We start from the raw sequence: 23,035 nt of genomic DNA, 5'->3' as shown, positions 1-23,035 counted from the left end.
GAGCCGGGCCATGAGCCCGCGGCGGTCAGATGTCGAGGTCCACCACCACCGGGGCGTGGTCGGAACCGCCCTTGCCCTTGCGCTCCTCGCGGTCCACGTAGGCGTCCGTGACGGCGGCGGCGAACCGCGCGTCGCCGTACACCAGGTCGATCCGCATGCCGCGGTTCTTCGGGAACGCGAGCTGCCGGTAGTCCCAGTAGGTGTAGGGGTGGTCGTACTTCAGCGGCCGGGGAACCACATCGGTGAGCCCGGTGTCCCGCAGCACCGCCAGCGCCTTGCGCTCCGGATCGGTGACGTGCGTTGACTCGGCGAACAGCGAGATGTCCCAGACGTCCTCGTCCGCCGGAGCGATGTTGAAGTCGCCCAGCACCGCGAACGGCCGGTCACCCGTCAGTTCCGCGCCGACCGTGTCGTTCAGCGCGCCGAGCCAGTTCAGCTTGTAGTCGTAGTGGGCGTGCGCGGGCTCGCGGCCGTTGGGCACGTACACCGACCACACGCGGACGCCGCCGCAGGTCGCGCCGATCGCGCGCGCCTTCGTCTCGCTCTCGTAGGCGGGCTGCCCGGTCAGATCCCGGGTGACGTCCTCGATGCCGACCCGGGACAGCACCGCGACCCCGTTCCACCGGCCGAGGCCGTGCGCCGCGGTCCGGTAACCGAGCTCGGCCACCTCCGCCGCGGGGAAGGCGTCCGTGGCGCACTTGAGTTCCTGCAGGCACAGCACGTCCGGGCGGGTGGTCTCCAGCCAGCCGAGCAACCGCGGCAGCCGGGCGCCGACGGAGTTGACGTTCCAGGTGGCGATGCGCATCGGTGTCCTCGGTGCCCTTCGTACGGTGGCGGGATCGGTTCCGAGAATGGCACACGGCACCGACAGCGCCGGAGAACACCCGACGCCTCCCGGAACCGTGCGCCGCCCCGCCAGAAAATGCCGGGTCACGGACCGCGATCCGCCGGCGTATCGCGGTGACCGGGTCCCGCGGGCCGACGGGTGCGCGGGATGTCGTCGGAGGGGAGCCATAGGCTGGAGGTGTGGCTGACCCGTCCACCTACCGTCCCTCGCCGGGGAGCATCCCGGACGCACCCGGCGTGTACAAGTTCCGCGACACGACCGGACGTGTCATCTACGTGGGCAAGGCGAAAAGCCTGCGCTCCCGGCTGAACTCCTACTTCGCCGACCTGTCCGGACTGCATCCGCGTACCCGGCAGATGGTGACCACGGCCGCGGGCGTGGAGTGGACGGTGGTCGGCACCGAGGTCGAGGCGCTGCAGCTCGAGTACAACTGGATCAAGGAATTCGACCCGCGGTTCAACGTCCGCTACCGCGACGACAAGACCTACCCGGTGCTGGCGGTGACCCTGGGCGAGGAGTTCCCGCGCGCCCACGTCTACCGGGGCCCGCGCAAGAAGGGCGTGCGCTACTTCGGCCCGTACGCCCACGCCTGGGCCATCCGCGAGACGCTGGACCTGCTGCTGCGCGTCTTCCCGATGCGCACCTGCTCGGCCGGTGTGTTCCGCAGGCACGGCCAGATCGGCCGCCCCTGCCTGCTCGGCTACATCGACAAGTGCTCGGCGCCCTGCGTCGGCAAGGTCTCCGCCGAGCAGCACCGCCGGATCGTCGAGGACTTCTGCGACTTTCTCGCCGGCCGCACCGACTCCATGGTGCGCAGGCTGGAGAAGGACATGGCCGAGGCCTCGGAGGGCCTGGAGTTCGAGCGCGCCGCGCGGCTGCGCGACGACCTGGGGGCCCTGCGGCGCGCGATGGAGAAGCAGGCCGTCGTGCTCGGCGACGGCACCGACGCCGATGTGGTGAACTTCGCGCACGACGACCTGGAGGCCGCCGTGCAGGTCTTCCACGTCCGGGGCGGCCGGGTTCGCGGTCAGCGCGGCTGGGTCGTGGACAAGGCCGAGGAGATGGACGTTCCCGCGCTCGTCGGGCAGTTCGTCGCGCAGTTCTACGGCGAGCAGGCCGAACTCGCCGACGAGACACCCGGGGCGGGCTCCCCGGTACCCCGCGAGGTGCTGGTTCCCGAACTGCCCGCCGACGCCGAGGCCGTCACCGAATGGCTGAGCGGACTGCGCGGCGCGCGGGTACGGCTGCGCGTGCCGCAGCGAGGCGACAAGCGCGCGCTCGCCGAGACGGTGCGGCGCAACGCCGCGGAGGCCTTCGCCCAGCACAAGCTCCGCCGTGCCGGGGACCTCACCGCGCGCTCGGCCGCGCTCGCCGAACTCCAGGACAATCTGGGGCTGGACACCGCACCCCTGCGCATCGAGTGCGTCGACATCAGCCACATCGCGGGCAGCGACGTGGTGGCCTCGCTGGTCGTCTTCGAGGACGGGGTGGCGCGCAAGTCCGAGTACCGCCGCTTCGCGCTGCGCGAGGCCGCGGAGGAGGGCGACGTGGCATCGATAGCCGAGGTCGTGCGCCGCCGTTTCTCCCGCTATCTCAAGGAGACCGTCGGGGACACCGCCGAGGGGGAACGGCCCGGGATCGACCCGGACACCGGGCGTCCGCGCAAGTTCGCCTACCCGCCGAACCTGCTCGTCGTCGACGGCGCGGGCCCTCAGGCCACGGCCGCCGCGGACGTCCTGGCCGAACTCGGCATCACCGACGTCGCCGTGGTGGGGCTGGCCAAACGCCTGGAGGAGGTGTGGCTGCCCGCCGACCCTGACCCGGTCATCCTGCCGAGAACCTCGGATGCGCTGTACCTTCTGCAACGCGTCCGCGACGAGGCGCACCGCTTCGCGATCCGCTACCACCGGGAGAAGCGGTCCAAGCGGATCCAGGTGTCCGCGCTGGACAGCGTGCCCGGACTCGGGCAGGCACGGCGAACCGCGTTGATCAAGCACTTCGGCTCGGTGAAGAAGCTGCGACAGGCGGGTGTGGACGAGATCGCGGGCGTCCCGGGAGTGGGCAGGCGCACGGCGGAAGCCGTGCACGCGGCGCTCGCGGGCGGGCAGGACAACGGCACAGGCGGCACAGCAGACCCGGGCAGCGCGGGTCCGGAAGGGGAGAAGAGTTCGTGACGAGCGCAGAGACGGCACCGGCCGACACGCGGGGTTCGGGCATGGAGGTGGCCGTCGTGAGCGGGCTGTCCGGCGCGGGCCGGAGCACCGCCGCGAAATGTCTGGAGGACCTGGGCTGGTTCGTGGTGGACAACCTGCCGCCGGAACTGATCTCGACGATGGTCGAACTCGGCGCCCAGGCCAGCGGCGCGATCACCAAGGTCGCCGTGGTGATGGACGTCCGCTCCCGCGCGTTCACCGACGACCTCGCCTCCGTCATCAAGGATCTCGACGCGCGCGGCTACAAGCCCAGGGTCCTGTTCCTGGAGGCCACCGACGCGGTGCTGGTCCGCCGGTTCGAACAGGTCCGCCGCGGCCACCCGATGCAGGCCGACGGCAGGCTCTCCGACGGCATCACCGCCGAGCGCGCCCTGCTCTCGCCGCTGCGTGAGGAGGCTGACCTGGTCGTCGACACGTCCTCGCTGTCGGTGCACGACCTGCGCGCCAAGATCGAGGACGCGTTCGGCTCCGAGGCCAGCACCCGCACCAGGGTCACGGTGCTCTCCTTCGGCTACAAGTACGGCCTGCCGATGGACGCCGATCTGGTGATGGACGTGCGCTTCCTGCCGAATCCCTTCTGGATCCCGGAACTGCGCGACCACACCGGCCTCGACGGCGACGTCCGCAACTACGTGCTCACCCAGGAGGGCGCGGACGAGTTCCTGGAGCGCTACCACCAGCTTCTGGGCCTGATCGGCGCCGGGTACAAGCGGGAGGGCAAGCGCTACCTGACCCTGGCGGTCGGCTGCACCGGTGGAAAGCACCGCAGCGTCGCGATCTCGGAGGAGCTGGCCCGGCGACTGTCCACAGAGGACGGAATGGCGGTCAAGGTGGTGCATCGGGACCTGGGCCGCGAGTGAGCCCGCTGCGTGCCGTCGCGCTGGGCGGCGGCCACGGTCTGCACGCGACCCTGACCGCCCTGCGCAGGCTCACCGACGAACTGACCGCCGTGGTCACCGTCGCCGACGACGGCGGCTCCTCGGGCCGCCTGCGCCGTGAACTCGGCCTGCTGCCACCGGGAGACCTCCGGCAGGCGCTCGCCGCGCTCGCCGCGGACGGCGACGACGGCTCGCTCTGGGCGGACGTCTTCCAGCACCGCTTCGGCGGCAGCGGCGCGCTTGCCGGGCACGCCGTCGGAAACCTGTTGCTGGCCGGGCTGTTCGAGGTGCTCGGCGATCCGGTGCGGGCACTCGACGAGGCGTGCGGCCTGGTCGGCGCGCGCGGGCGGGTGCTGCCGATGTCCCCGGAACCGCTGGACATCGAGGCCGAGGTGACCGGGCTGGAGAACGGTGAACTGAGCCGGATCCGCGGCCAGGTCGCCGTCGCCAGCACCCCGGGTCAGGTCCTGCGCATCACCCTGCGCAATCCCGGGCACCCGGGCGCCGGGCCCAGAGCGTGCGAGGAGGCCGTGCAGGCGGTACTCGACGCGGACGTCGTCGTACTCGGGCCGGGATCCTGGTTCACCAGCGTCCTGCCGCACCTGCTGGTTCCGGAACTGCACGACGCGCTGATCCGCACCAGCGCCACCCGCGTGGTCATCCTGAATCTCGTTCCGCAGCCCGGCGAGACGGCGGGCTTCTCACCCGAACGGCACCTGGACGTACTCTTCGAGCACGCTCCTCGGCTCCGGGTCGACGCGGTGATCGCCGACCGGGACTCGGTGCCCACCCCGGCGGGGCTGCGCCGCGCCGCGGCGGAGCTGGGCGGCAGGGCGTATCTGGCGGACATCGCCGATCCGGACGTGGCGGGTCGGCATGATCCCGACGCCCTGGCGGGCTGTGTGCGAGAGGCTCTCGGGTCCGAGAGCGGAGAGGAGGGGACATGGCGATGACCGCCGCGGTGAAGGACGAACTGAGCCGCCTGGAGATCACCAAGACCGCGCCACGGCGCGCCGAGGTCGCGTCGATGCTGCGGTTCGCGGGGGGACTGCACATCGTGGGTGGCCGGGTCGTGGTGGAAGCCGAACTGGACACCGGCTCGGTCGCGCGCAGGCTGCGCAAGGAGATCCACGACCTCTACGGTCACCAGTCGGACGTGCACGTCATCTCGTCGAGCGGGCTGCGCAAGGGGACGCGGTACGTGGTGCGGGTGGTCAAGGACGGCGACGGTCTCGCCCGGCAGACCGGGCTGATCGACCAGCGGGGCCGTCCGGTGCGCGGGCTGCCCGCCGCCGTCGTCTCCGGCGGCGTCGCCGATGCCGAGGCGGCCTGGCGCGGCGCCTTCCTTGCGCACGGCTCGCTGACCGAACCGGGCCGGTCCTCCTCACTGGAGGTGACCTGCCCCGGACCCGAGGCGGCGCTCGCGCTGGTCGGCGCGGCCCGGCGGATGGGCATCCAGGCGAAGTCGCGCGAGGTGCGCGGAGCCGACCGGGTCGTGGTGCGCGACGGGGACGCGATCGGCGCGCTGCTCACCCGGCTCGGCGCGCACAAAAGCGTGCTGGCGTGGGAGGAGCGCCGGATGCGCCGCGAGGTACGGGCGACCGCGAACCGCCTCGCCAACTTCGACGACGCAAACCTGCGCCGCTCCGCCCGCGCCGCTGTCGCCGCCGCGGCGCGGGTCGAGCGGGCGATGGAGATCCTCAGCGACTCCGCGCCGGACCACCTGCTCACCGCCGGGAAGCTGCGCCTGTCCAACCGGCAGGCGTCACTGGAGGAGCTGGGTCAGCTCTCCGATCCGGCGATGACGAAGGACGCGGTCGCCGGACGGATCCGGCGGTTGCTGGCGATGGCCGACAAGCGGGCCAAGGACCAGGGCATCCCGGACACCGAGTCGGCCGTCACCGCCGACATGCTGGAGGACGAGGCCTGACCCGCGCCACTGGACCCACGCCCACCACGGTCTCCACCGGGTCCAACAGATGCGCCGCGTCCACCGCGTCCACCGCGTCCACCGCGTCCACCGCGTCCACCGCGTCCACTGCGTCCACTGCGTCCACTGTGGACACTGTGGACACCTCGACACCGCGGGCACCGGGACATCGGGCGCGGCGGGCGTGATCTCCCTGTCCGCCACCGCGCCGCCGGGGCGACGCCCGCCGCCTCCTCGCGCACCCCCGATCAGCGTGCTGCCGGGCACAGCGGCAGGATGGTCGCCGTGGGTTACGACGCGCTGCTCTGGTTGTCCTTCGGCGGTCCCGAGGGACCGGACGAGGTCATGCCGTTCCTGGAGAACGTCACCCGAGGCCGCGGTGTGCCGCGCGAACGCCTCGAAGAGGTGGCCGTGCACTACCGGCACTTCGGCGGCGTCTCGCCCATCAACCGGCTCAACCGCGAGGCCATCGCCGCCGTCGAGGCGGAACTCGCCGCCGTGGACATCGACCTCCCCGTGTACTTCGGCAACCGCAACTGGGACCCGATGGTCGAGGTGACACTGGCACGGATGACCGCCGACGGCGTGCGGCGGGCGCTGGTCTTCCCGACGAGCGCCTACGGCGGCTACTCCGCTTGCCGTCAGTACGACGAGGACATCGCCCGCGCCCGCACGTCCGTCGGCGACGGCGCGCCGGAACTGACGAAGCTGCGCCAGTTCTTCGACCACCCGCTGTTCGTCGCCGCCTTTGCCGATGCCGTCCGTGCCGCGCTCGCCGAACTGGACGACCCGGCGGGCGCGCGGGTGGTGTTCGTCGCGCACTCGGTGCCGGCGAGCGCCGACGCGGCGGCGGGACCGCCCGAGGAGGGCGGGCACCGCTACTCCCGGCAGATCGCCGAGGCGGCCCGGCTGGTCGCGACCGAGGCGGGCGTGGCCGAGTACGACGTGGTGTGGCAGTCCCGCTCCGGCCCGCCGTCGGTGCCCTGGCTGGAACCGGACATCGTCGACCACATCGACGCCCTGCACGGCAAGGGCGTGCCCGCCGTGGTGGTGTGCCCGGTCGGTTTCGTCTCCGACCACCTCGAGGTGCTCTGGGACCTGGACAACGAGGCGCGCGAGCGAGCGGAGGAACTGGGAATGGGCTTCGCCCGCGCCGCCACCCCCAACGCCGACCCGCGGTTCGCGCGGCTCGTCGTCGAACTGGTGCGCGAACACACCGAGGGCTCCCCGGCCCGCAAGTGCTCAGCGTTCCCCTCGGCGGGCTGCACCGTCAACGGCGCACCCTGCGCGGTCGGCTGCTGCGCACCGGCGACCCGCCCGCGCGGCTGACCTGCAGTCCCGGTACGCGCCGCGGTCAGTGCCGGTCGGCGCGATCCGCGAAGGTCCGTACCGCCTCGTTGACGGCAGCTCGCCGGGCCGCGCGCACGGCGTCGGCCAGCGGGCGCAGTGCCGCGGAGCGCTGCTGGGCGGACGTGGCCGACACGGCACCGCCCGGATCGTCGGCCTGTGCCATGGCGAGGATCGCGCCGACCTCGTGCGCGCGAGCCAGGACCCGCAGCGCCCTGGCAGGCATCTGTGGCGGCCACGCCGGTTCCGGGGCGGACCGCAGTCGCGCCGACAGTTCCTCCCGTACCCCGGACCGCTCCCGCGCGACGTCCATGGCCTGCAGGGCGCCCGCGCTCTCCCGTACCGCCGCGGTGAGACCGTGCTCGGCCTCACCGAGTCCGACGTACTCCGGCTGCGGTGCGGTCAGCGCGGACCCGGCCCGCGAATGCACCGTCCAGCGCACCAGCCCCTCGGCGACCGGGCTGGGCACGGCGGCGAACACGGTGCCGGTGAACAGCACGGCCTCACCCGCGCCGAGCGCCTGCGTGGCGAACGGTCCGGTGCCGAGCCCGCGCACGTCGCCGGGGACGGGCAGCACCAGGTGGCCGCCGCTCGCGCCCAGCCCGCGCAGCACCGCCAGCAGTTCGGCGACCGGCACCACGCCCGTGCCGTCGGCCGGCAGGCCGGTCGCCTCGGCGGTGGCGGGGTCGCCGGCCACGACGTCGTGCGCCTCGCCCCAGGGGAGCAGGGCGTCGAGGGCGTCGTCGGAGGCCGCGGCACCATGCAGCCACGCGGAGGACCAGACGGCGAAAGTCGCACTGGGACAGCACACGGCGATCCACATTACCCGGTGCTGGAGCCACTCCACGTCGACGCTTCCCGGATCGGTCAGTAGCGTCGGTGAGGTGAACTCCGCACCAGCACACCTGCCCCGCACCGCCGGCGCGTTGCGCGAGGCAGGCCACACACCGCGTGGCGTGAAGACCGAACTGCACGAGAACCTCCTCGCCGCCCTGCGGTCGGGCCGTGATCCCTGGCCGGGCATCGTCGGGTTCTCCCGCACCGTCCTGCCCCAGCTCGAACGTGCGCTGCTGGCCGGGCACGACGTCGTCCTGCTCGGCGAGCGCGGGCAGGGCAAGACCCGGTTGCTGCGCACCCTTGCCGGACTGCTCGACGAGTGGGCACCGGTGATCGAGGGCGCCGAGCTGGCCGAGCATCCACTGGAGCCGATCACGCCCGCGTCGATCCGCCGGGCCGCCGAACTCGGCGACGACCTGCCGGTCGCCTGGCTGCACCGGGATCAGCGCTACACCGAGAAACTCGCCACCCCGGACACCTCCGTCGGCGATCTGATCGGCGACGTCGACCCGGTGAAGGTCGCCGAGGGGCGCAGTCTCGGCGACCCGGAGACCATCCATTTCGGACTGGTCCCGCGGGCGCACCGCGGCATCGTGGCGGTCAACGAGCTGCCCGACCTGGCCGAGCGGATCCAGGTGGCCCTGCTCAACGTGATGGAGGAGCGCGACATCCAGGTGCGCGGCTACACCCTTCGGCTGCCGCTGGACGTGCTGCTGGTCGCCACCGCGAACCCGGAGGACTACACCAACCGCGGCCGCATCATCACCCCGCTCAAGGACCGGTTCGGGGCGGAGATCCGCACCCACTACCCGCTCGATGTGGCCGCGGAGGTCGACGTCGTCCGCCAGGAGGCCGATCTCGTGGCCGAGGTGGGGGAGCCGCTGCTGGAGGTGCTGGCCCGGTTCGTGCGCAACCTGCGCGAGTCGCAGGTGGTGGACCAGCGCTCCGGCGTCTCCGCCCGGTTCGCGGTGGCGGCGGCGGAAACCGTCGCGGCCGCGGCGCTGCGCCGGTCGGCGATCACCGGTGAGGAGCCGGCCGTCGCCCGCCCGGTGGACCTCGACGCCGTGCCGGCGGTACTGCGCGGGAAGATCGAGTTCGAACCGGGGGAGGATGGCAGGGAGACCGAGCACCTGGTGCACCTCCTGCGCCGCGCCGTCGCCGAGACCGCACGCGACCGGTTCGCCGGGGTGGACCTGGCGCCGCTGGCCAACGCCGTCGCCGACGGGCACCTGGTGGCAACCGGCGAGCGTGTGCGGGGGCGCGAACTGCTGGAGTCGCTGCCGGAACTGCCGGTGCTGCACGAGGTCGCCCACCGGGCCGGTGCCGCCGAGGACGACTCGCCCGGCCGGATCGCCGCCGCCGTCGAACTCGCACTCGAATCGCTGTACCTGGCGCGGAAACTCGCGAAGGACGCGGACGGCACCACCACGGTCTACGGCCCCTGACCGGACGGGCACGGCCACGAGACCAACGGCGGCGAGGAGAGCGGTGTGACCGGGATTCCCGAGGGATACTCCTACGGGCCGTGGCACGACGGGCCCGACCCGCTCGCGCCACCGGCCGATCTGCGTGAGGCCATGGACGAGATCGGCCGCGAGGTGCTGGACGGTGCCTCGCCGCGCTCGGCTTTGGAGGAGATCCTGCGCCGCGGCACCCGGGGCACCGCCGGGCTCGACGAGCTGACCCGCCGGGTCTGGCAGGAACGCGCGGCACTCCAGCGCAGGCACAACCTCGACGGCACCCTGAACGAGGTCAGGGGGCTGCTCGACGAGGCGCTGGCGGAGGAACGCCGGGCCCTCTTCCCGGACCCGGACGACGACGCCCGTTTTCGCGAGGCGCAGCTCGATGCGCTGCCCCCGGGCACCGCCGCGGCGGTGCGTGAACTGGCGGGCTACGAGTGGGTGTCCGAGGAGGCAGGGAGGAACTACGAGCGCATCCGAGACCTGCTCGGGCGGGAACTTCTCGAGTCGCGATTCGAGGGTATGAAGGACGCCCTGCGCGACACCACGCCGCAGGATGTCGAGCGCGTCAACCAGATGCTCACCGACCTCAACGCGCTGCTGGCCGCCCATGCCCAGGGGTTCGGCGACGTCGACGAGCGCTTCGCCGAGTTCATGCGCAGGCACGGCGACTTCTTCCCGGAGAACCCGTCCAGCGTCGAGGAACTCGTCGACGCTCTGGCCGCCCGCTCCGCCGCCGCCCAGCGGATGCTGAACTCGATGACGCCGGAGCAGCGCGGCGAACTCGCCGAGCTGTCCCAGCAGGCGTTCGGCGACCCCCGGCTGGCCGACCAGTTGTCCACTCTGGACTCGCGGCTCCGGTCGATGCGGCCGGGGGAGGACTGGACGTCGGCGGGCCGGTTCCGCGGCCAGGACCCGCTCGGGCTCGGCGAGGGCGCCGCGGCGATGACCCGGCTGGCAGAGCTGGACGCGGTCGCCGAACAGCTCGGCCAGTCGTACCCGGGGGCGCGGCTGGAGGACATCGACCTCGAAGCACTGGAACGGGAACTGGGCGCCGACGCCGGGGTCGACGCGCGCAGGCTCGCCGAACTGGAGCGCGAACTGCGCGCGCAGGGCCTGTTCGAACGTGCCCCGGACGGATCGCTGCGGCTCTCGCCCAAGGCCGTGCGCAGGCTGGGCGAGGCGGCGCTCGCCGACGCCGTGCACTCGCTGCGCGGGCGGACCGGCGAGCGGGACACCACGGCGGCCGGGACGGCGGGGGAGCCGAGCGGGTCCAGCAGGCCGTGGGAGTTCGGTGACACCCAGCCCTGGGCGGTGTCCCGGACCGTGCGCAACGCTGTGCTGCGCACCGCCTCGCACGGCGGCGGCGCGGTACGACTCGACGTCGCCGACGTGGAGATCGCCGAGACCGAGCACCGATCCCGGGCCGCGGTGGCGCTGTGCGTCGACACCTCCTGGTCCATGGTGGCCGAGGGCCGCTGGCTGCCGATGAAGCGCACCGCACTGGCTCTGCACCAGCTCATCTCCACCCGGTACCGCAACGACGCGCTGCAGCTCATCACGTTCGGCAGGCACGCGGCGACCGTCGAGATCGGTGAGCTGATCGGCCTCGACGGCACCTGGGAGCAGGGCACCAACGCCCACCACGCGCTGTTGCTGGCCGGACGGCACCTGCGCAGGCATCCCGGGGCCCAGCCGGTCGTCCTGATGGTCACCGACGGCGAGCCCACCGCGCACCTGGAACCGGACGGCCACGCGGAGTTCGACTACCCGCCGAGCCCGCGCACCCTCGGCAAGACGCTGGCCGAGGTCGACGCGATGGCTCGGATGGGTGCCGCGCTGACCGTCTTCCGGCTCGGTGACGAGCCGCGGCTCACCGCGTTCGTGGACCTGCTGGCGCGCCGCGCGGGCGGGCGGGTGCTCGCCCCGGACACCGACGGCCTCGGCGCGGCCGTCGTCTCCGACTACCTGCGTACCCGCCGATCCTGACCTGGCCCGTTCCGGATCACATCCCGGAGGGCGGGAATCCGTGGGCGGGCACCAATAGGCTGGGGGGATGCAGACTTGGTCCACGGTCGCCGTCCCGCGCGTGCCCGGCACGCCACGCCCCCTGCGCCTGCACGACACCTCGACCGGCCGGATCCGGCCGACCTCGCCGGGCCGTGTGGCGCGTATGTACGTCTGCGGGATCACCCCGTACGACGCCACCCACCTCGGGCACGCCGCCACCTATCTGGCATTCGACCTGGTGCACCGGCTGTGGCTGGACGCGGGCCACGAGGTGCACTACGTGCAGAACGTGACCGACATCGACGAGCCCCTGCTGGAGCGGGCCCAGCGCGACCAGGACGACTGGGTGGTGCTGGGCCTGCGGGAGACGGCGCTGTTCCGCGAGGACATGGAGGCGCTGCGGGTGCTGCCGCCGCGGGAGTTCGTCGGGGCGGTGGAGAGTGTTCCGGAGATCGTCGAGGTGATCGCCAAGCTGCTCGCCGGGGGCGCCGCCTACCGGGTGGACGATGCCGTGTACCCGGACGTGTACTTCGACCGGGACGCGACCGGGCGCTTCGGCTACGAGTCGAACTACGACGCCGCGACGATGGCGCGGTTCTTCGCCGAGCGCGGCGGCGACCCCGAGCGGCCGGGCAAGCGCGATCCGCTGGACGCGCTGCTGTGGCGGGCCGAGCGTCCGGGCGAACCGGCCTGGGACTCCGAGCTGGGACGCGGCAGGCCTGGCTGGCACATCGAGTGCAGTGCCATCGCGGTGAACCGCCTCAGCATCGGTTTCGACGTCCAGGGCGGCGGTTCCGACCTCATCTTCCCGCACCACGAGTACAGCGCGGCGCACGCGGAGGCGCTGGCGGGTGCGGAGAGGTTCGCCCGCCACTACGTGCATGCCGGGATGATCGGCCTGGACGGCGAGAAGATGTCGAAGTCCAAGGGCAACCTGGTGTTCGTCTCGCGGCTGCGGGCCGACGGCGTGGACTCGGCGGGGGTGCGGCTCGCGCTGTTCGCCGGCCACTACCGCGGTGACCGCGCGTGGACGGACACACTGCTCGACGAGGCCGGGGCCAGGCTCGCCCGCTGGCGCGAGGCCGTCGCGCTACCGGCGGGCCCGCCCGCCGAGGAGACGGTCGCCCGCCTGCGCGACCACCTCGCCGACGATCTGGACACACCGAACGCGCTCGCCGCGGTGGACGCCTGGGCCGGCGCCGCACTGGAGCGGGGCGGCCGGGACGAGACCGCGCCGGCGCTGGTCCGCGCGGCGGTCGACTCGCTGCTCGGTGTGGGGCTGTAGCGAATCGAGCGCCGCACCCGCGGGCCTGCTCGGTGATCACGGTGCGGTCACCGGGCTGCCTTCGTGCAGCCGCAGGTGCTCCCCGGTCCACCGGCGGCGCAGCCACCGGTCGTGGGTGGCGATCACCACGGCTCCCGGTGCGCGGTCGAGCGCCTGCGTGAGCTCTTCGGCGAGCGTCAGCGAGATGTGGTTGGTGGGCTCGTCGAGCAGGAGCACCTGCGGCGGGTTCGCGAGCAGGGTGGCCAGCGCCAGCCTGCGCCGCTGGCCCACCGACAGCGCGCCGACCGGGCGGCCGAGGTCACGGCGCGGGAGCAGTCCCAGTGCGGACAGCCCGGGTGCGTCCTCGCCCGCCGCCGCCGCGTACACGGCGTGCGGGGTGAGCGCAGGATCGGCGAACGCCACGTCCTGTTCCAGCATGCCCACCCGGACATCCGGTCCGATGTGGACAGTGTGCCCGGTGCCCGGGAGCCGTCCGGCGAGCGCGAGCAGCAGTGAGGACTTCCCGGCCCCGTTGCCTCCGGTGAGGAGTAGTCGCGCGCCCGCCGCGATCTCCAGCCGTCCGATGTGGACTCGTCCCGGCACGTCCAGGTCCCGCACGGCGATCGCCGGGTCGGCGCTGCCGGTGTCCCCGGTCAGTGCCGCGGCGAAGCGCAGTGGCGGGCGGGGTTTGCGCACCTGGTCCCGTTCCAGTTCCGCCAGCCGGAGCCGGGCGTTGCGCACCCGCCGGGAGATCTGCCGCTGGACCCGGCCCGCCTTGAAGTCGTAGGCCATCTTCGCGTTGTCCCGGGGGCCCCGGTTGTGGTTGATGTCGCGCGAGGTCACCGCGACGGACTCCCGCAGCCGGTCCAGCTCCTCCTGCTCCGCGCCGTGCCGCTGCTCCCAGCGAGCGCGTTCGGCACGCTTGTGCCCCAGGTAGTCCGTGTAGCCGCCGCCGTAACGGACCGGGCCGCCGAGCGCCGGGTCCAGGTCGACGATGTCGGTGCACACCGCGTCCAGGAACACCCGGTCGTGCGAGGACAGCACGACGATTCCCGGCAGCGCCGCGAGATGCTGTTCGAGGAACTCCATGGCCGCGTCGTCGAGGTGGTTGGTCGGCTCGTCCAGGAGCAGGGTCTGCGGCTGCCGGACGAGCAGCGCGGCCAGGCCGAGCCGGGACCGCTGACCACCGGAGAGCGTGCCGAGCTCGCGGCCCGGGTCGATGCCGGCCAGCCCGAGCCCGTCGCGGACGAGGCCGGCCCGCCGGTCGGCGTCCCAGACCTCGTGCGCCTGGGCCCATTCCAGCGCGCGACCGTAGTCGGCCAGCAGTGACTCGTCGCCCGGCGTGGCGGCGAGCCGCCAGGCCAGCCGGTCCAGTCTCGTGGTGGCGGCCCGGCTTTCGGCGAGCGCGTCCTCGACGACGTCGCCGACGCGGGCGCTCGACGGGAACGGCAGCTCCTGCGACAGCAGGCCGATGTCGCCGCCGCCGGACACCGTGCCCGCCACCGGGGTCTCGGTTCCCGCCAGCAGCCTGAGCAGGGTGGTCTTTCCGACGCCGTTCTCGCCGACGAGGCCGAGCCTGCGACCGGCACTCGCGACGAGGTCGAGCCCGTCGAACACCACACGGTCGCCGTAGCTGAAGGCGAGATCGTCGGCGCGGAGGGTCAGCGTGGACGACATGAGCATCACCGGTCCCGGAGCTGGGAGGAACCCGCCGGGCATGATCGCTCTGGGAGCGTGTTCCGGGAGTGTGCTCGACCGGAACGGCCTCGGACGCGGGTGGATCGGTGCTCAGTTCCTCATGATGGCGCCAGTCTAATGCGACGGCTGTCGCGTCTGTCAACCGCGTTTTCGTTTGACGAGCGAACTCGCTCGTGCAAATCTGAAAGAAGTATTCCGAAATGAATCTTTCAGACCTCACGAGGAGCGATATGGCCAAGCTGCCACCGCGCAAGCGCGTCCGTGACGTCGAACTGATGCGCGCCCTGTCGCACCCGACCCGCTTCGCGCTGCTCGGCTACCTGATGGCCACTGGTGCGCACACGGCCAGCGAGTGCGCCGCCGCCGTCGACTCCTCCCCGTCGAACTGCAGCTGGCATCTGCGGCAGCTCGCGCAGTACGGGCTCGTCGAGCGCAGCGAGACGGGGGACGGACGGGAACGCCCGTGGCAGGCCGCGCAGGTCGGCCTGGACCTCGGCACGCTGGGCAGCGGCGACGGTGCCCTGCACGGCGCCCAGATCGGCGTCGCGGGCGCCCAGCTCGCCGAGGACCGCTTGCTGACGCAACGATTCCTGGACACCGCCGATCGCCTCGACCCGGCCTGGCGGGACGCGGCGGCACTCACCTCCTACGCACTGCGCGTCACCCCGGACGAACTGGCGGCACTGCGCGAGGCGGTGGACACGTTGATCCGGCCCTACGTGGTGGGAATCCGCATCGACGCGCCCGCCGCGGCCAGGCCCGTCCACGCGAGCGTGCGCGGATTCCCACGGATCGAGGCCGACGGGAATCCTGCCCGGTGAGCGGCGTCCGGCTGCTGCGGGAACCGGCCTTCGCCCGCCTGTGCCTGGCCTCGTTCCTCTCCGAGAGCGCCGAATGGATGCTCCAGGTCGCGCTGCCGGTCCTCGTCTTCCAGGCCACCGGCTCGGCCTCGCTGACCGCTGCCGGAATGGTGCTGGGACTGCTGCCGGCCGTACTGCTGAGCCCGTTGGCCGGGGTGCTCGCCGATCGCTGGGACCGGCGCCTGCTGCTCTGCGGCACCGCGGTGGCGCAACTGCTGGTCGCGTTGCCGCTGCTCGCCGCCGCCGGGAACCTGCCGATCGTCTATGCGGTGATGGCCGGGCAGGCGGCGAGCGCGGCGGTGTTCGAGCCGGCCCGTAACGCACTCGTGCCCGACTTGCTCGGGCCGGACCGGGTCGTCCCCGGCAACGGGCTGATCGGCGTCGGCGCGAGCGTCGCCAGACTGACCGGTGCCTGGGCCGGCGGCGTCCTGCTGGCCGCCGGCGGTCTCCCGGCGGTACTCGCCGGGTACGGCGGCGCGCTCGCCCTGAGCGTCGCGCTGCTGGCGCCCCGCTTCGCGCGGGCCCCGGTGGTGGCGCAACCGGCGCCCGCCGGATCGGCCTGGCGGCAGTGGCTGGACGGCCTGGCCGAGTTCCGCCGCGACCGCACCCTGCGGGTGGCCGGCGCTGTCCTGCTGGTCATGTCAGTGGCACAGGGCATGTTCCTGGTGCTGTTCGTCCTGTTCGTGCTGCGCGGCATCGGCGGGGACGAGGCCGATGTCGGCCTGCTGCGGGGAGTGCAGGCGATCGGCGGGATCGCCGCGGGCGTCGCGCTCGCCACGGTCGCCCGCCGGACCGCCCCACCCGTCCTGCTCGGTACCGGTACGGTGCTCGTCGGGCTCGTCTCGCTGCTCATCTGGCACACACCCGCTTTCACCAGCGCGACCAGCGTGTACGTGGTGCTGTTCGCACTGGTCGGGGCGCCGGCCGTGCTGAGCATGGCCGGGCTGACCGGTGTGCTGCAGAACGCCACCGAGCCGCGGATGACCGGCCGGGTGCTCGGCACGGCGTTCGCCGGAGTCGCGGCGGGCACGGCGACCGGGATGCTGGCGGCGGGTGCCCTCGCCGACCGCGCCGGCCTGCCCGTACTGCTCACCGCGCAGGCCCTGCTGTACGTGCTCGCGGGGCTGCTGGCGCTGTTCGGGCTGGTGCTGCGGGTCAGCGTGCGGTTGCGCGCTCCGCTCACCGGAACGGGTTGACGGTCGGGCGGGCAGTCGCCCCGTCGGGTGGTTACGGTGACTCTGTGCCCAACCTGTTTGCCACCAGCGATCTGCACGTCACCCATGACGGTAACGGCCCGATCGTGGACGAGGTCGTACCCGAGAGCCCGGAGGACTGGCTGCTGGTCGCGGGTGACGTGGCCGAGCGCGTGTCCGCGACCGTCGAGACCCTGGAGGTGCTGCGGAGCCGGTTCGCGACCGTCGTCTGGGTGCCCGGCAACCACGAACTGTGGACCACAGCGAAGGATCCCGCGCAGGCGCGTGGGCAGGCACGTTACGAGGAATTGGTCCGCCGCTGCCGCGACATCGGCGTACTGACCCCGGAGGACGAGTTCCCGGTCTGGGAGCACGGGCCCCGGCCGCTGACGATCGCGCCGCTGTTCCTGCTCTACGACTACAGCTGGCGCACCCCCTCGGCGGAGGGCGCGACGCTGGAGGTCGCGATGGAGCAGGCACGGGAGGCGGGCGTCGTCTGCACCGACGAGTACTTCCTGCACCCAGACCCGTACCCCAGCCGGATCGCCTGGTGCCGGGAACGCCTGGCGGCCAGTACGGCGAGACTCGACGCGATCCCGGAGACGCACGGGACCATCCTGATGTCGCACTGGCCGCTGCACCGGCACCCGACCGAACCGCTCTGGTACCCGGAGTTCGCCATGTGGTGCGGTACCGAGCGAACCGAGGACTGGCACCTGCGCTACCGCGCCGAGATCGCTGTGTACGGGCATCTGCACATTCCGCGCACCACCTACCGTGACGGCGTCCGCTTCGAGGAGGTCTCCCTGGGCTACCCGCGGGAGTGGCGCAAACGCGCCCGCGGCGCCGTGCCGCTGCGCAAGCTGCTGTGACGGTCGCGGTGGCGACGGACCAGGCCCGCCGCCACCGCTGACCGAGTGCCTAGCCGGGGCCGTCCTGCCCGCCGGGGCGGCGCCTGCGCAGATAGCGCTCGAACTCGGCGGCGATCTTGTCGCCACTGGCCTCGTCGACGCTGATCTCCGCGTCGGCGTCGCCCCGTTCCTCCAGCGAGCGCACGTAGTCGCTGATCTCCTCGTCCTCGTCGGCCATCTCGCTGACGTTGCGCTGCCACTCGTCGGACTGTTCCGGCAGCGCACCCAGCGGGATCTCCACGTCCAGCACGTCCTCCAGCTTCTGCAGCAGCGCCAGGGTGGCCTTCGGCGAGGGCGCGTGGGAGACGTAGTGCGGCACGGCCGCCCAGATCGACACGGCCGGGATGCCGGCCTGCACACAGGCGTCCTGCAGGATGCCGACGATGCCGGTCGGCCCCTCGTACCGGCTGCGCTCCAGTCCGTACCGGTTCGCGGCCTCGGCGTCGTACGCCGTGCCGGTCACCGGGACCGGCCGCGTGTGCGGAGTGTCGGCCAGCAGTGCGCCGAGAGTGACCACCGTGGACACCCGGAGCTGCTGGATGTGGCTCAGCAACTCGTCGCAGAACGACCGCCAGCGCATGTTCGGCTCCGGTCCCTGCACCAGCACAACGTCACGGTCGAAGCCCTGCGGGTGGCACACCACCAGCCTGGTGGTCGGCCACTCGACCCTGCGGGTCACCCCGTCCACCATGCGGACGGTCGGGCGGCTCACCTGGTAGTCGTAGTAGGTGTCCGAGTCGAGTTCGGCCAGGGGCGTGCTGTCCCAGTTGAGCTGGAGGTGCTCGAGGGCCGTGCTGGCCGCGTCACCTGCGTCGTTCCAGCCTTCGAACGCGACGACCATGACCGGATCGCCGTCGTCGGACCGCGCCCCGGTGTCGGCGCGCGGCATGGACTCGTCATCTTCTTCGGGGGCCTCGCTCACGCGCATCAGCCTACGACCCGGGTCCGGGACCCGGAGACCGTAGGCTGATGGGCATGTCTGAACCCTCACGGTCCCCGCTGCTGGACGCACTCTCGGCCCGCGTCGTGGTCGCCGACGGAGCCATGGGTACTGCCCTGCAGGGGCATGACCTGAGCCTCGACGACTTCGATGGGCTCGAGGGATGCAACGAGATCCTCAACGTCACTCGTCCGGATGTCGTACGCGGTATCCATCGCGGGTACTTCGCGGCAGGTGCCGACGCCGTCGAGACCAACACCTTCGGGTGCAACTTCGCGAACCTCGCCGAGTACGACATCGAGGACCGCATCTTCGAGTTGTCCGAGGTGGGAGCCCGGTTGGCGCGCGAGGTGGCGGACGAGTTCGCCGAACCCGGCAGGCCGAGGTTCGTACTCGGTTCCGTCGGCCCGGGGACGAAGCTGCCGACGCTTGGCCACGCACCGTTCGCCCGTCTGCGTGATGCCTACGCCGAGGAGGTGCGCGGGCTGCTCGTCGGCGGGGCCGACGCGGTGCTGGTGGAGACGACCCAGGACATCCTGCAGACGAAGGCCTCGATCATCGGTGCCCATCGCGCGATGAGCGCCGAGGGCAGGGTGGTGCCGATCATCGCCTCGATCACCGTCGAGACCACCGGCACCATGCTGCTCGGTACCGAGGTGGGCGCCGCGCTGCAGGCGCTGGAGCCGCTCGGCGTCGACGTCATCGGACTGAACTGCGCGACCGGGCCCGCCGAGATGAGCGAGCACCTGCGGGTGCTGTCCAAGCACGCGCGCATCCCGTTGTCGGTCATGCCGAACGCGGGCCTGCCCGAACTCGGCCCGAACGGCGCCGTGTACCCGCTGGGGCCGGAGGCGCTCGCCGAGGCACTGGTGGGCTTCGTACGGGAGTTCGGTGTCGGCCTCGTCGGCGGCTGCTGCGGCACCACCGACGAGCACATCCGGCAGCTCGCCGCCGCCGTCGCCGAGGTGCGGGCCGAACCCCGCAGGCCACGACCCGAGCCCGGCGTGTCCTCGCTGTACCAGTCGGTGCCCTTCGCCCAGGACGCCTCCGTGCTGATGATCGGCGAGCGCACCAATGCCAACGGTTCGAAGGCGTTCCGCGAGGCGATGCTGGAGCAGCGCTGGGAGGACTGCGTCGCGATCGCCAGGGACCAGACCCGCGACGGTGCCCACATGCTCGACGTGTGCGTGGACTACGTCGGGCGCGACGGCGCCCGCGACATGGCGGAGGTGGCGTCCCGGTTCGCCACCGCCTCGACCCTGCCGATCATGCTCGACTCGACCGAGATCGACGTGATCCGCACCGGCCTGGAACACCTGGGCGGCCGCTGCGCGGTCAACTCGGTGAACTACGAGGACGGCGACGGCCCCGAGTCCCGCTTCGTCAAGGTGATGGAGATGGTGGCCGAGTTCGGTGCCGCCGTGGTGGCGCTGACCATCGACGAGGAGGGGCAGGCCCGGACCGCCGAGGCCAAGGTCGCCATCGCCGAGCGGCTGATCGACGACATCACCGGCACCTACGGGCTGGCCACCTCGGACATCATCGTGGACACCCTCACCTTCACCATTGCCACCGGGCAGGAGGAATCCCGTCGGGACGCGGTGGAGACCATCGAGGCCATCAAGCTGCTCAAGCAGCGCCGCCCCCAGGTGCAGACGACCCTCGGCCTGTCGAACGTCTCCTTCGGTCTCAACGCCGCGGCCCGCCAGGTGCTCAACAGCGTGTTCCTGCACGAGTGCACCCAGGCCGGCCTGGACACGGCGATCGTGCACGCCTCGAAGATCCTGCCGATGGCCCGCATCCCGGACGACCGGCGCAGCGTCGCGCTCGATCTGATCTATGACCGCCGGCGTGAGGGCTACGACCCGCTGCAGGAGTTCATGGCCCTGTTCGAGGGGGTCACCGCCTCCTCGTCGAAGGAGTCCCGGGCGGAGGAACTGGCGCGGCTGCCGCTGTTCGAGCGCCTGGAACGGCGCATCGTGGACGGCGAGCGCAACGGCCTCGGCGAGGACCTCGACGAGGCGCTGACCGAGCGGCCCGCCCTGCAGATCATCAACGACACGCTGCTGGCCGGCATGAAGGTGGTCGGTGAGCTGTTCGGGTCCGGGCAGATGCAGTTGCCGTTCGTGCTCCAGTCGGCCGAGGTGATGAAGACGGCCGTGGCGCACCTGGAGCCGTACATGGAGAAGGACGACTCCGGCGGCAAGGGCCGGATCGTGCTGGCCACGGTGAAGGGCGACGTCCACGACATCGGCAAGAACCTCGTCGACATCATCCTGTCCAACAACGGCTACGAGGTCGTCAACCTCGGCATCAAACAGCCCATCACCACGATCCTGGACGCCGCCGAGGAGAACTCCGCGGACGCCATCGGGATGTCCGGGCTGCTGGTGAAGTCCACGGTGATCATGAAGGAGAACCTGGAGGAGATGAACTCCCGCGGGGTCTCCGCCCGCTGGCCGGTGCTGCTCGGCGGCGCCGCGCTGACCCGCTCGTACGTGGAGAACGACCTCACCGAGACCTACCTGGGCGAGGTCCGCTACGCGCGGGACGCCTTCGAGGGACTGCGGCTGATGGACGCGATCATGGGCGCCAAACGTGGCGAGTCGCCGATGGTCGATCCCGATGCCGAGGCGAAGCGGGCCGAGCGCAAGGCCCGGCGGGAACGGTCCCTCCGTATCGCCGAACAGCGCAAGGCCGCTGAGCCCGAGCCGGAGCCGCTGGTCGGCGGTCGCTCGGACGTCGCCGCCGACATCGCCCTGCCCACCCCGCCGTTCTGGGGAAACCGGGTGATCAAGGGCATCGCGCTGGCGGACTACGCCTCGATGCTCGACGAGCGGGCCACGTTCATGGGGCAGTGGGGACTGCGCGGGGTCAAGGGCGGCAACGGGCCGACCTACGAGGAGCTGGTCGAGAGTGAGGGCAGGCCGCGGCTGCGGTACTGGCTGGACCGGCTCACCGCCGACGGGGTCCTGGCGCACTCGGCCGTCGTCTACGGCTACTTCCCCTGCGTCGCCGAGGGCGATTCGCTGGTGGTGCTCACCGAACCCCGGCCGGACGCGCCGGAGCGCACCCGTTTCACCTTCCCCCGGCAGAAACGGGACCGGCGGTTGTGCCTGGCGGACTTCTACCGTCCCCGCGAGGCGGCGCTCGCCGCGGGCGAGGTGGACGTCGTCCCGTTCACGCTCGTCACGATGGGCCAGCCGATCGCCGACTACGCCAACGAGCTGTTCGCCGCGAACGCCTACCGGGACTACCTGGAGGTGCACGGTCTCGGCGTTCAGCTCACCGAGGCACTGGCCGAGTACTGGCACCGCCGGGTGCGCGAGGAACTGCACTTCTCCTCCGGGGCGGCACTGGCCGACGAGGATCCGGCCGAGGTCGAGGAGTACTTCAAGCTCGGTTACCGCGGTGCCCGGTTCTCCCTCGGTTACGGGGCCTGTCCCGAGCTGGAGGACCGCGCGAAGATCGTCGACCTGCTGGAGACCGGGCGGATCGGGGTCAAGCTCTCCGAGGAGTTCCAGCTCCACCCCGAGCAGTCGACCGACGCGATCGTCTGCCACCACCCCGAAGCCAAGTACTTCAACACCTGAGGAGCGCACCGTGACTGCACCGTCCGATGTGGACGGACTGGCCGCTGTCCTGTGGGACATGGACGGCACGCTGGTGGATTCCGAGAAACTGTGGGATGTCGCCCTCTACGAGGCGGTGTCCCGGCTCGGTGGCACGCTCACCGAGACCCAGCGGGCGACCCTGGTCGGGTCCAATATGGACAACACATCCCGCTATCTGCTCGAGGTCGCCGGACGGGAACCCGAGGCCGCGGCGATCGCCGAGGTGGGCAGGTGGATCAGCGGCCGGACGGCGGAACTGTTCACCGACGAGCTGCCGTGGCGGCCCGGTGCACGGGATGCGCTGGCGTCGGTCCGCGACGCCGGCGTCCGCTCCGCGCTGGTGACCTCCACCGACCGCGCGCTGACCGAACTCGCGCTGGACACCATCGGCCGGGAGTTCTTCGAACTCAGCGTGTGCGGGGACGAGGTGAGCGGGCACAACAAGCCACACCCCCGCCCCTACCTGCGCGCCGCGGAACTGCTGGCGGTCGACCCCGGCCGCTGCGTCGCGGTCGAGGACTCGCCGCCGGGTGCGGCCTCGGCGGAGGCCGCGGGCTGCACGGTGCTCGTCGTGCCCAACGACGTGGAGGTGGAGGCGGGGGAGCGCAGGGTCTTCCGGACCACGCTCAGCGGTGTCGGCGCGGAGACGCTGGCGGCGCTGCTGACGTGACCCGGTCCGCTGCGGAGGACGGGAAAGATCACGCGGAGACGACTCGACGAGCCGGTGACCGGCGATCGGGGTTTCCGGTCAGGTGGCCGGGTCCAGCCATTCCCCGAGGGCCGGCACGTGTGACCGTCGCCCCGCGACGCGCGGAACTCCCTCTCCGGGTCGGCGCCCTCGACGTAGCCCGCGATCTTGCCCGGCTGTTCGGCCTCGTAGTGCCTGAACGCGGCCATGCAGCTCCAGCACGACCGGGTGGCCCAGGGCCGGGCCCGCCGCGCGATCGAACGGGCCCTGGACCGGTCCTGACCGCCCGCCGGGCGGGACGTGCCGGGCGAGGGACCCGTCCGGCACGTCCCGGGTCCCAGGCGA

At 72.2% G+C, this 23,035-nt stretch carries 17 protein-coding genes; 13 read left to right on the top strand and 4 right to left on the bottom strand.

The features are described from left to right. Positions 1 to 25 precede the first annotated feature (25 nt). Positions 26 to 805 (bottom strand): exodeoxyribonuclease III, encoded by a 780-nt coding sequence (locus CFN78_RS12160; RefSeq protein ID WP_094862845.1) that lies wholly within the window; start codon positions 803 to 805, stop codon positions 26 to 28. Positions 806 to 1,026: 221 nt separating this feature from the next. Between CFN78_RS12160 and uvrC the strand changes: the two genes are divergently transcribed. The 5 genes from uvrC to CFN78_RS12135 all read left to right on the top strand — a co-directional run bounded on the left by uvrC (position 1,027) and on the right by CFN78_RS12135 (position 7,197). Further along, positions 1,027 to 3,021, top strand: a complete 1,995-nt coding sequence (gene uvrC, locus CFN78_RS12155; RefSeq protein WP_094862844.1) for an excinuclease ABC subunit UvrC — start codon at positions 1,027 to 1,029, stop codon at positions 3,019 to 3,021. A gap of 41 nt (positions 3,022 to 3,062) precedes the next feature. After that, positions 3,063 to 3,920, top strand: coding sequence for an RNase adapter RapZ (rapZ, locus tag CFN78_RS12150; protein WP_094862982.1), 858 nt, complete (start codon positions 3,063 to 3,065; stop codon positions 3,918 to 3,920). Between the two features lie 5 nt (positions 3,921 to 3,925). Then, positions 3,926 to 4,891 carry a gluconeogenesis factor YvcK family protein gene (locus CFN78_RS12145; protein ID WP_094862983.1) on the top strand — a complete coding sequence of 322 codons (966 nt, stop codon included), beginning with the start codon at positions 3,926 to 3,928 and terminating at the stop codon, positions 4,889 to 4,891. Further along, positions 4,882 to 5,868: a DNA-binding protein WhiA gene (gene whiA / locus CFN78_RS12140; protein ID WP_094862843.1), complete on the top strand. Its 987-nt coding sequence runs from the start codon at positions 4,882 to 4,884 to the stop codon at positions 5,866 to 5,868. Before CFN78_RS12145 ends, whiA begins: the two co-directional genes overlap by 10 nt. A 285-nt stretch (positions 5,869 to 6,153) precedes the next feature. Beyond that, a complete protein-coding gene (locus CFN78_RS12135; protein WP_094862981.1) occupies positions 6,154 to 7,197 on the top strand; it encodes a ferrochelatase in 1,044 nt (347 codons plus the stop codon). A gap of 25 nt (positions 7,198 to 7,222) precedes the next feature. On the opposite strand, the gene CFN78_RS12130 is transcribed toward CFN78_RS12135, so the two are convergent. Next, positions 7,223 to 8,026, bottom strand: a complete 804-nt coding sequence (locus CFN78_RS12130; protein WP_094862980.1) for a hypothetical protein — start codon at positions 8,024 to 8,026, stop codon at positions 7,223 to 7,225. A gap of 73 nt (positions 8,027 to 8,099) precedes the next feature. Here CFN78_RS12130 and CFN78_RS12125 point away from each other — a divergent pair, with 73 nt between their 5' ends. The 3 genes from CFN78_RS12125 to mshC all read left to right on the top strand — a co-directional run bounded on the left by CFN78_RS12125 (position 8,100) and on the right by mshC (position 12,807). Further along, positions 8,100 to 9,497: an ATP-binding protein gene (locus CFN78_RS12125; protein WP_094862842.1), complete on the top strand. Its 1,398-nt coding sequence runs from the start codon at positions 8,100 to 8,102 to the stop codon at positions 9,495 to 9,497. Between the two features lie 45 nt (positions 9,498 to 9,542). Then, on the top strand, positions 9,543 to 11,501 hold the full coding sequence (locus CFN78_RS12120) for a vWA domain-containing protein (protein ID WP_094862841.1): 1,959 nt from the start codon (positions 9,543 to 9,545) through the stop codon (positions 11,499 to 11,501). Between the two features lie 67 nt (positions 11,502 to 11,568). Further along, complete coding sequence (mshC, locus tag CFN78_RS12115) at positions 11,569 to 12,807, top strand: cysteine--1-D-myo-inosityl 2-amino-2-deoxy-alpha-D-glucopyranoside ligase (RefSeq protein WP_094862840.1); 1,239 nt, start codon at positions 11,569 to 11,571, stop codon at positions 12,805 to 12,807. A 36-nt stretch (positions 12,808 to 12,843) separates the two neighbouring features. Here mshC and CFN78_RS12110 read toward each other — a convergent pair whose 3' ends face one another. Beyond that, entirely contained in the window at positions 12,844 to 14,463 is a 1,620-nt protein-coding gene (locus CFN78_RS12110) for an ABC-F family ATP-binding cassette domain-containing protein (RefSeq protein WP_094862839.1), read from the bottom strand. Positions 14,464 to 14,714: 251 nt separating this feature from the next. On the opposite strand from CFN78_RS12110, the gene CFN78_RS12105 reads away from it, so the two are divergent. From CFN78_RS12105 to CFN78_RS12095, 3 genes are read left to right on the top strand one after another with little or no spacing between them, the layout of a single operon-like run. Continuing rightward, a complete protein-coding gene (locus CFN78_RS12105) occupies positions 14,715 to 15,305 on the top strand; it encodes an ArsR/SmtB family transcription factor (RefSeq protein ID WP_094862838.1) in 591 nt (196 codons plus the stop codon). Further along, the gene (locus CFN78_RS12100; RefSeq protein ID WP_094862837.1) at positions 15,302 to 16,540 is read left to right on the top strand and encodes an MFS transporter; all 1,239 of its coding nucleotides are present in this window, start codon (positions 15,302 to 15,304) and stop codon (positions 16,538 to 16,540) included. The genes CFN78_RS12105 and CFN78_RS12100 overlap by 4 nt, the downstream gene beginning before the upstream one ends. Positions 16,541 to 16,584: 44 nt before the next feature. Beyond that, a complete protein-coding gene (locus tag CFN78_RS12095) occupies positions 16,585 to 17,409 on the top strand; it encodes a metallophosphoesterase family protein (protein WP_094862836.1) in 825 nt (274 codons plus the stop codon). Between the two features lie 49 nt (positions 17,410 to 17,458). Here the strand turns inward: CFN78_RS12095 and CFN78_RS12090 are convergent, their stop codons facing one another. After that, entirely contained in the window at positions 17,459 to 18,337 is an 879-nt protein-coding gene (locus CFN78_RS12090; protein WP_094862979.1) for a PAC2 family protein, read from the bottom strand. An 86-nt stretch (positions 18,338 to 18,423) separates the two neighbouring features. Between CFN78_RS12090 and metH the strand changes: the two genes are divergently transcribed. Further along, complete coding sequence (metH, locus tag CFN78_RS12085; protein ID WP_094862978.1) at positions 18,424 to 21,981, top strand: methionine synthase; 3,558 nt, start codon at positions 18,424 to 18,426, stop codon at positions 21,979 to 21,981. 10 nt (positions 21,982 to 21,991) lie between these two features. Next, positions 21,992 to 22,672, top strand: a complete 681-nt coding sequence (locus CFN78_RS12080) for an HAD family hydrolase (protein ID WP_276307330.1) — start codon at positions 21,992 to 21,994, stop codon at positions 22,670 to 22,672. The last annotated feature ends 363 nt before the right edge of the window (positions 22,673 to 23,035 follow it).

The sequence above is a fragment of the Amycolatopsis antarctica genome, from assembly GCF_002262875.1.
GTDB classification, from domain to species: domain Bacteria; phylum Actinomycetota; class Actinomycetes; order Mycobacteriales; family Pseudonocardiaceae; genus Amycolatopsis; species Amycolatopsis antarctica.
Note: the sequence above shows the minus strand (reverse complement) of the source record. Positions and strands in the feature narration are given on the sequence as shown.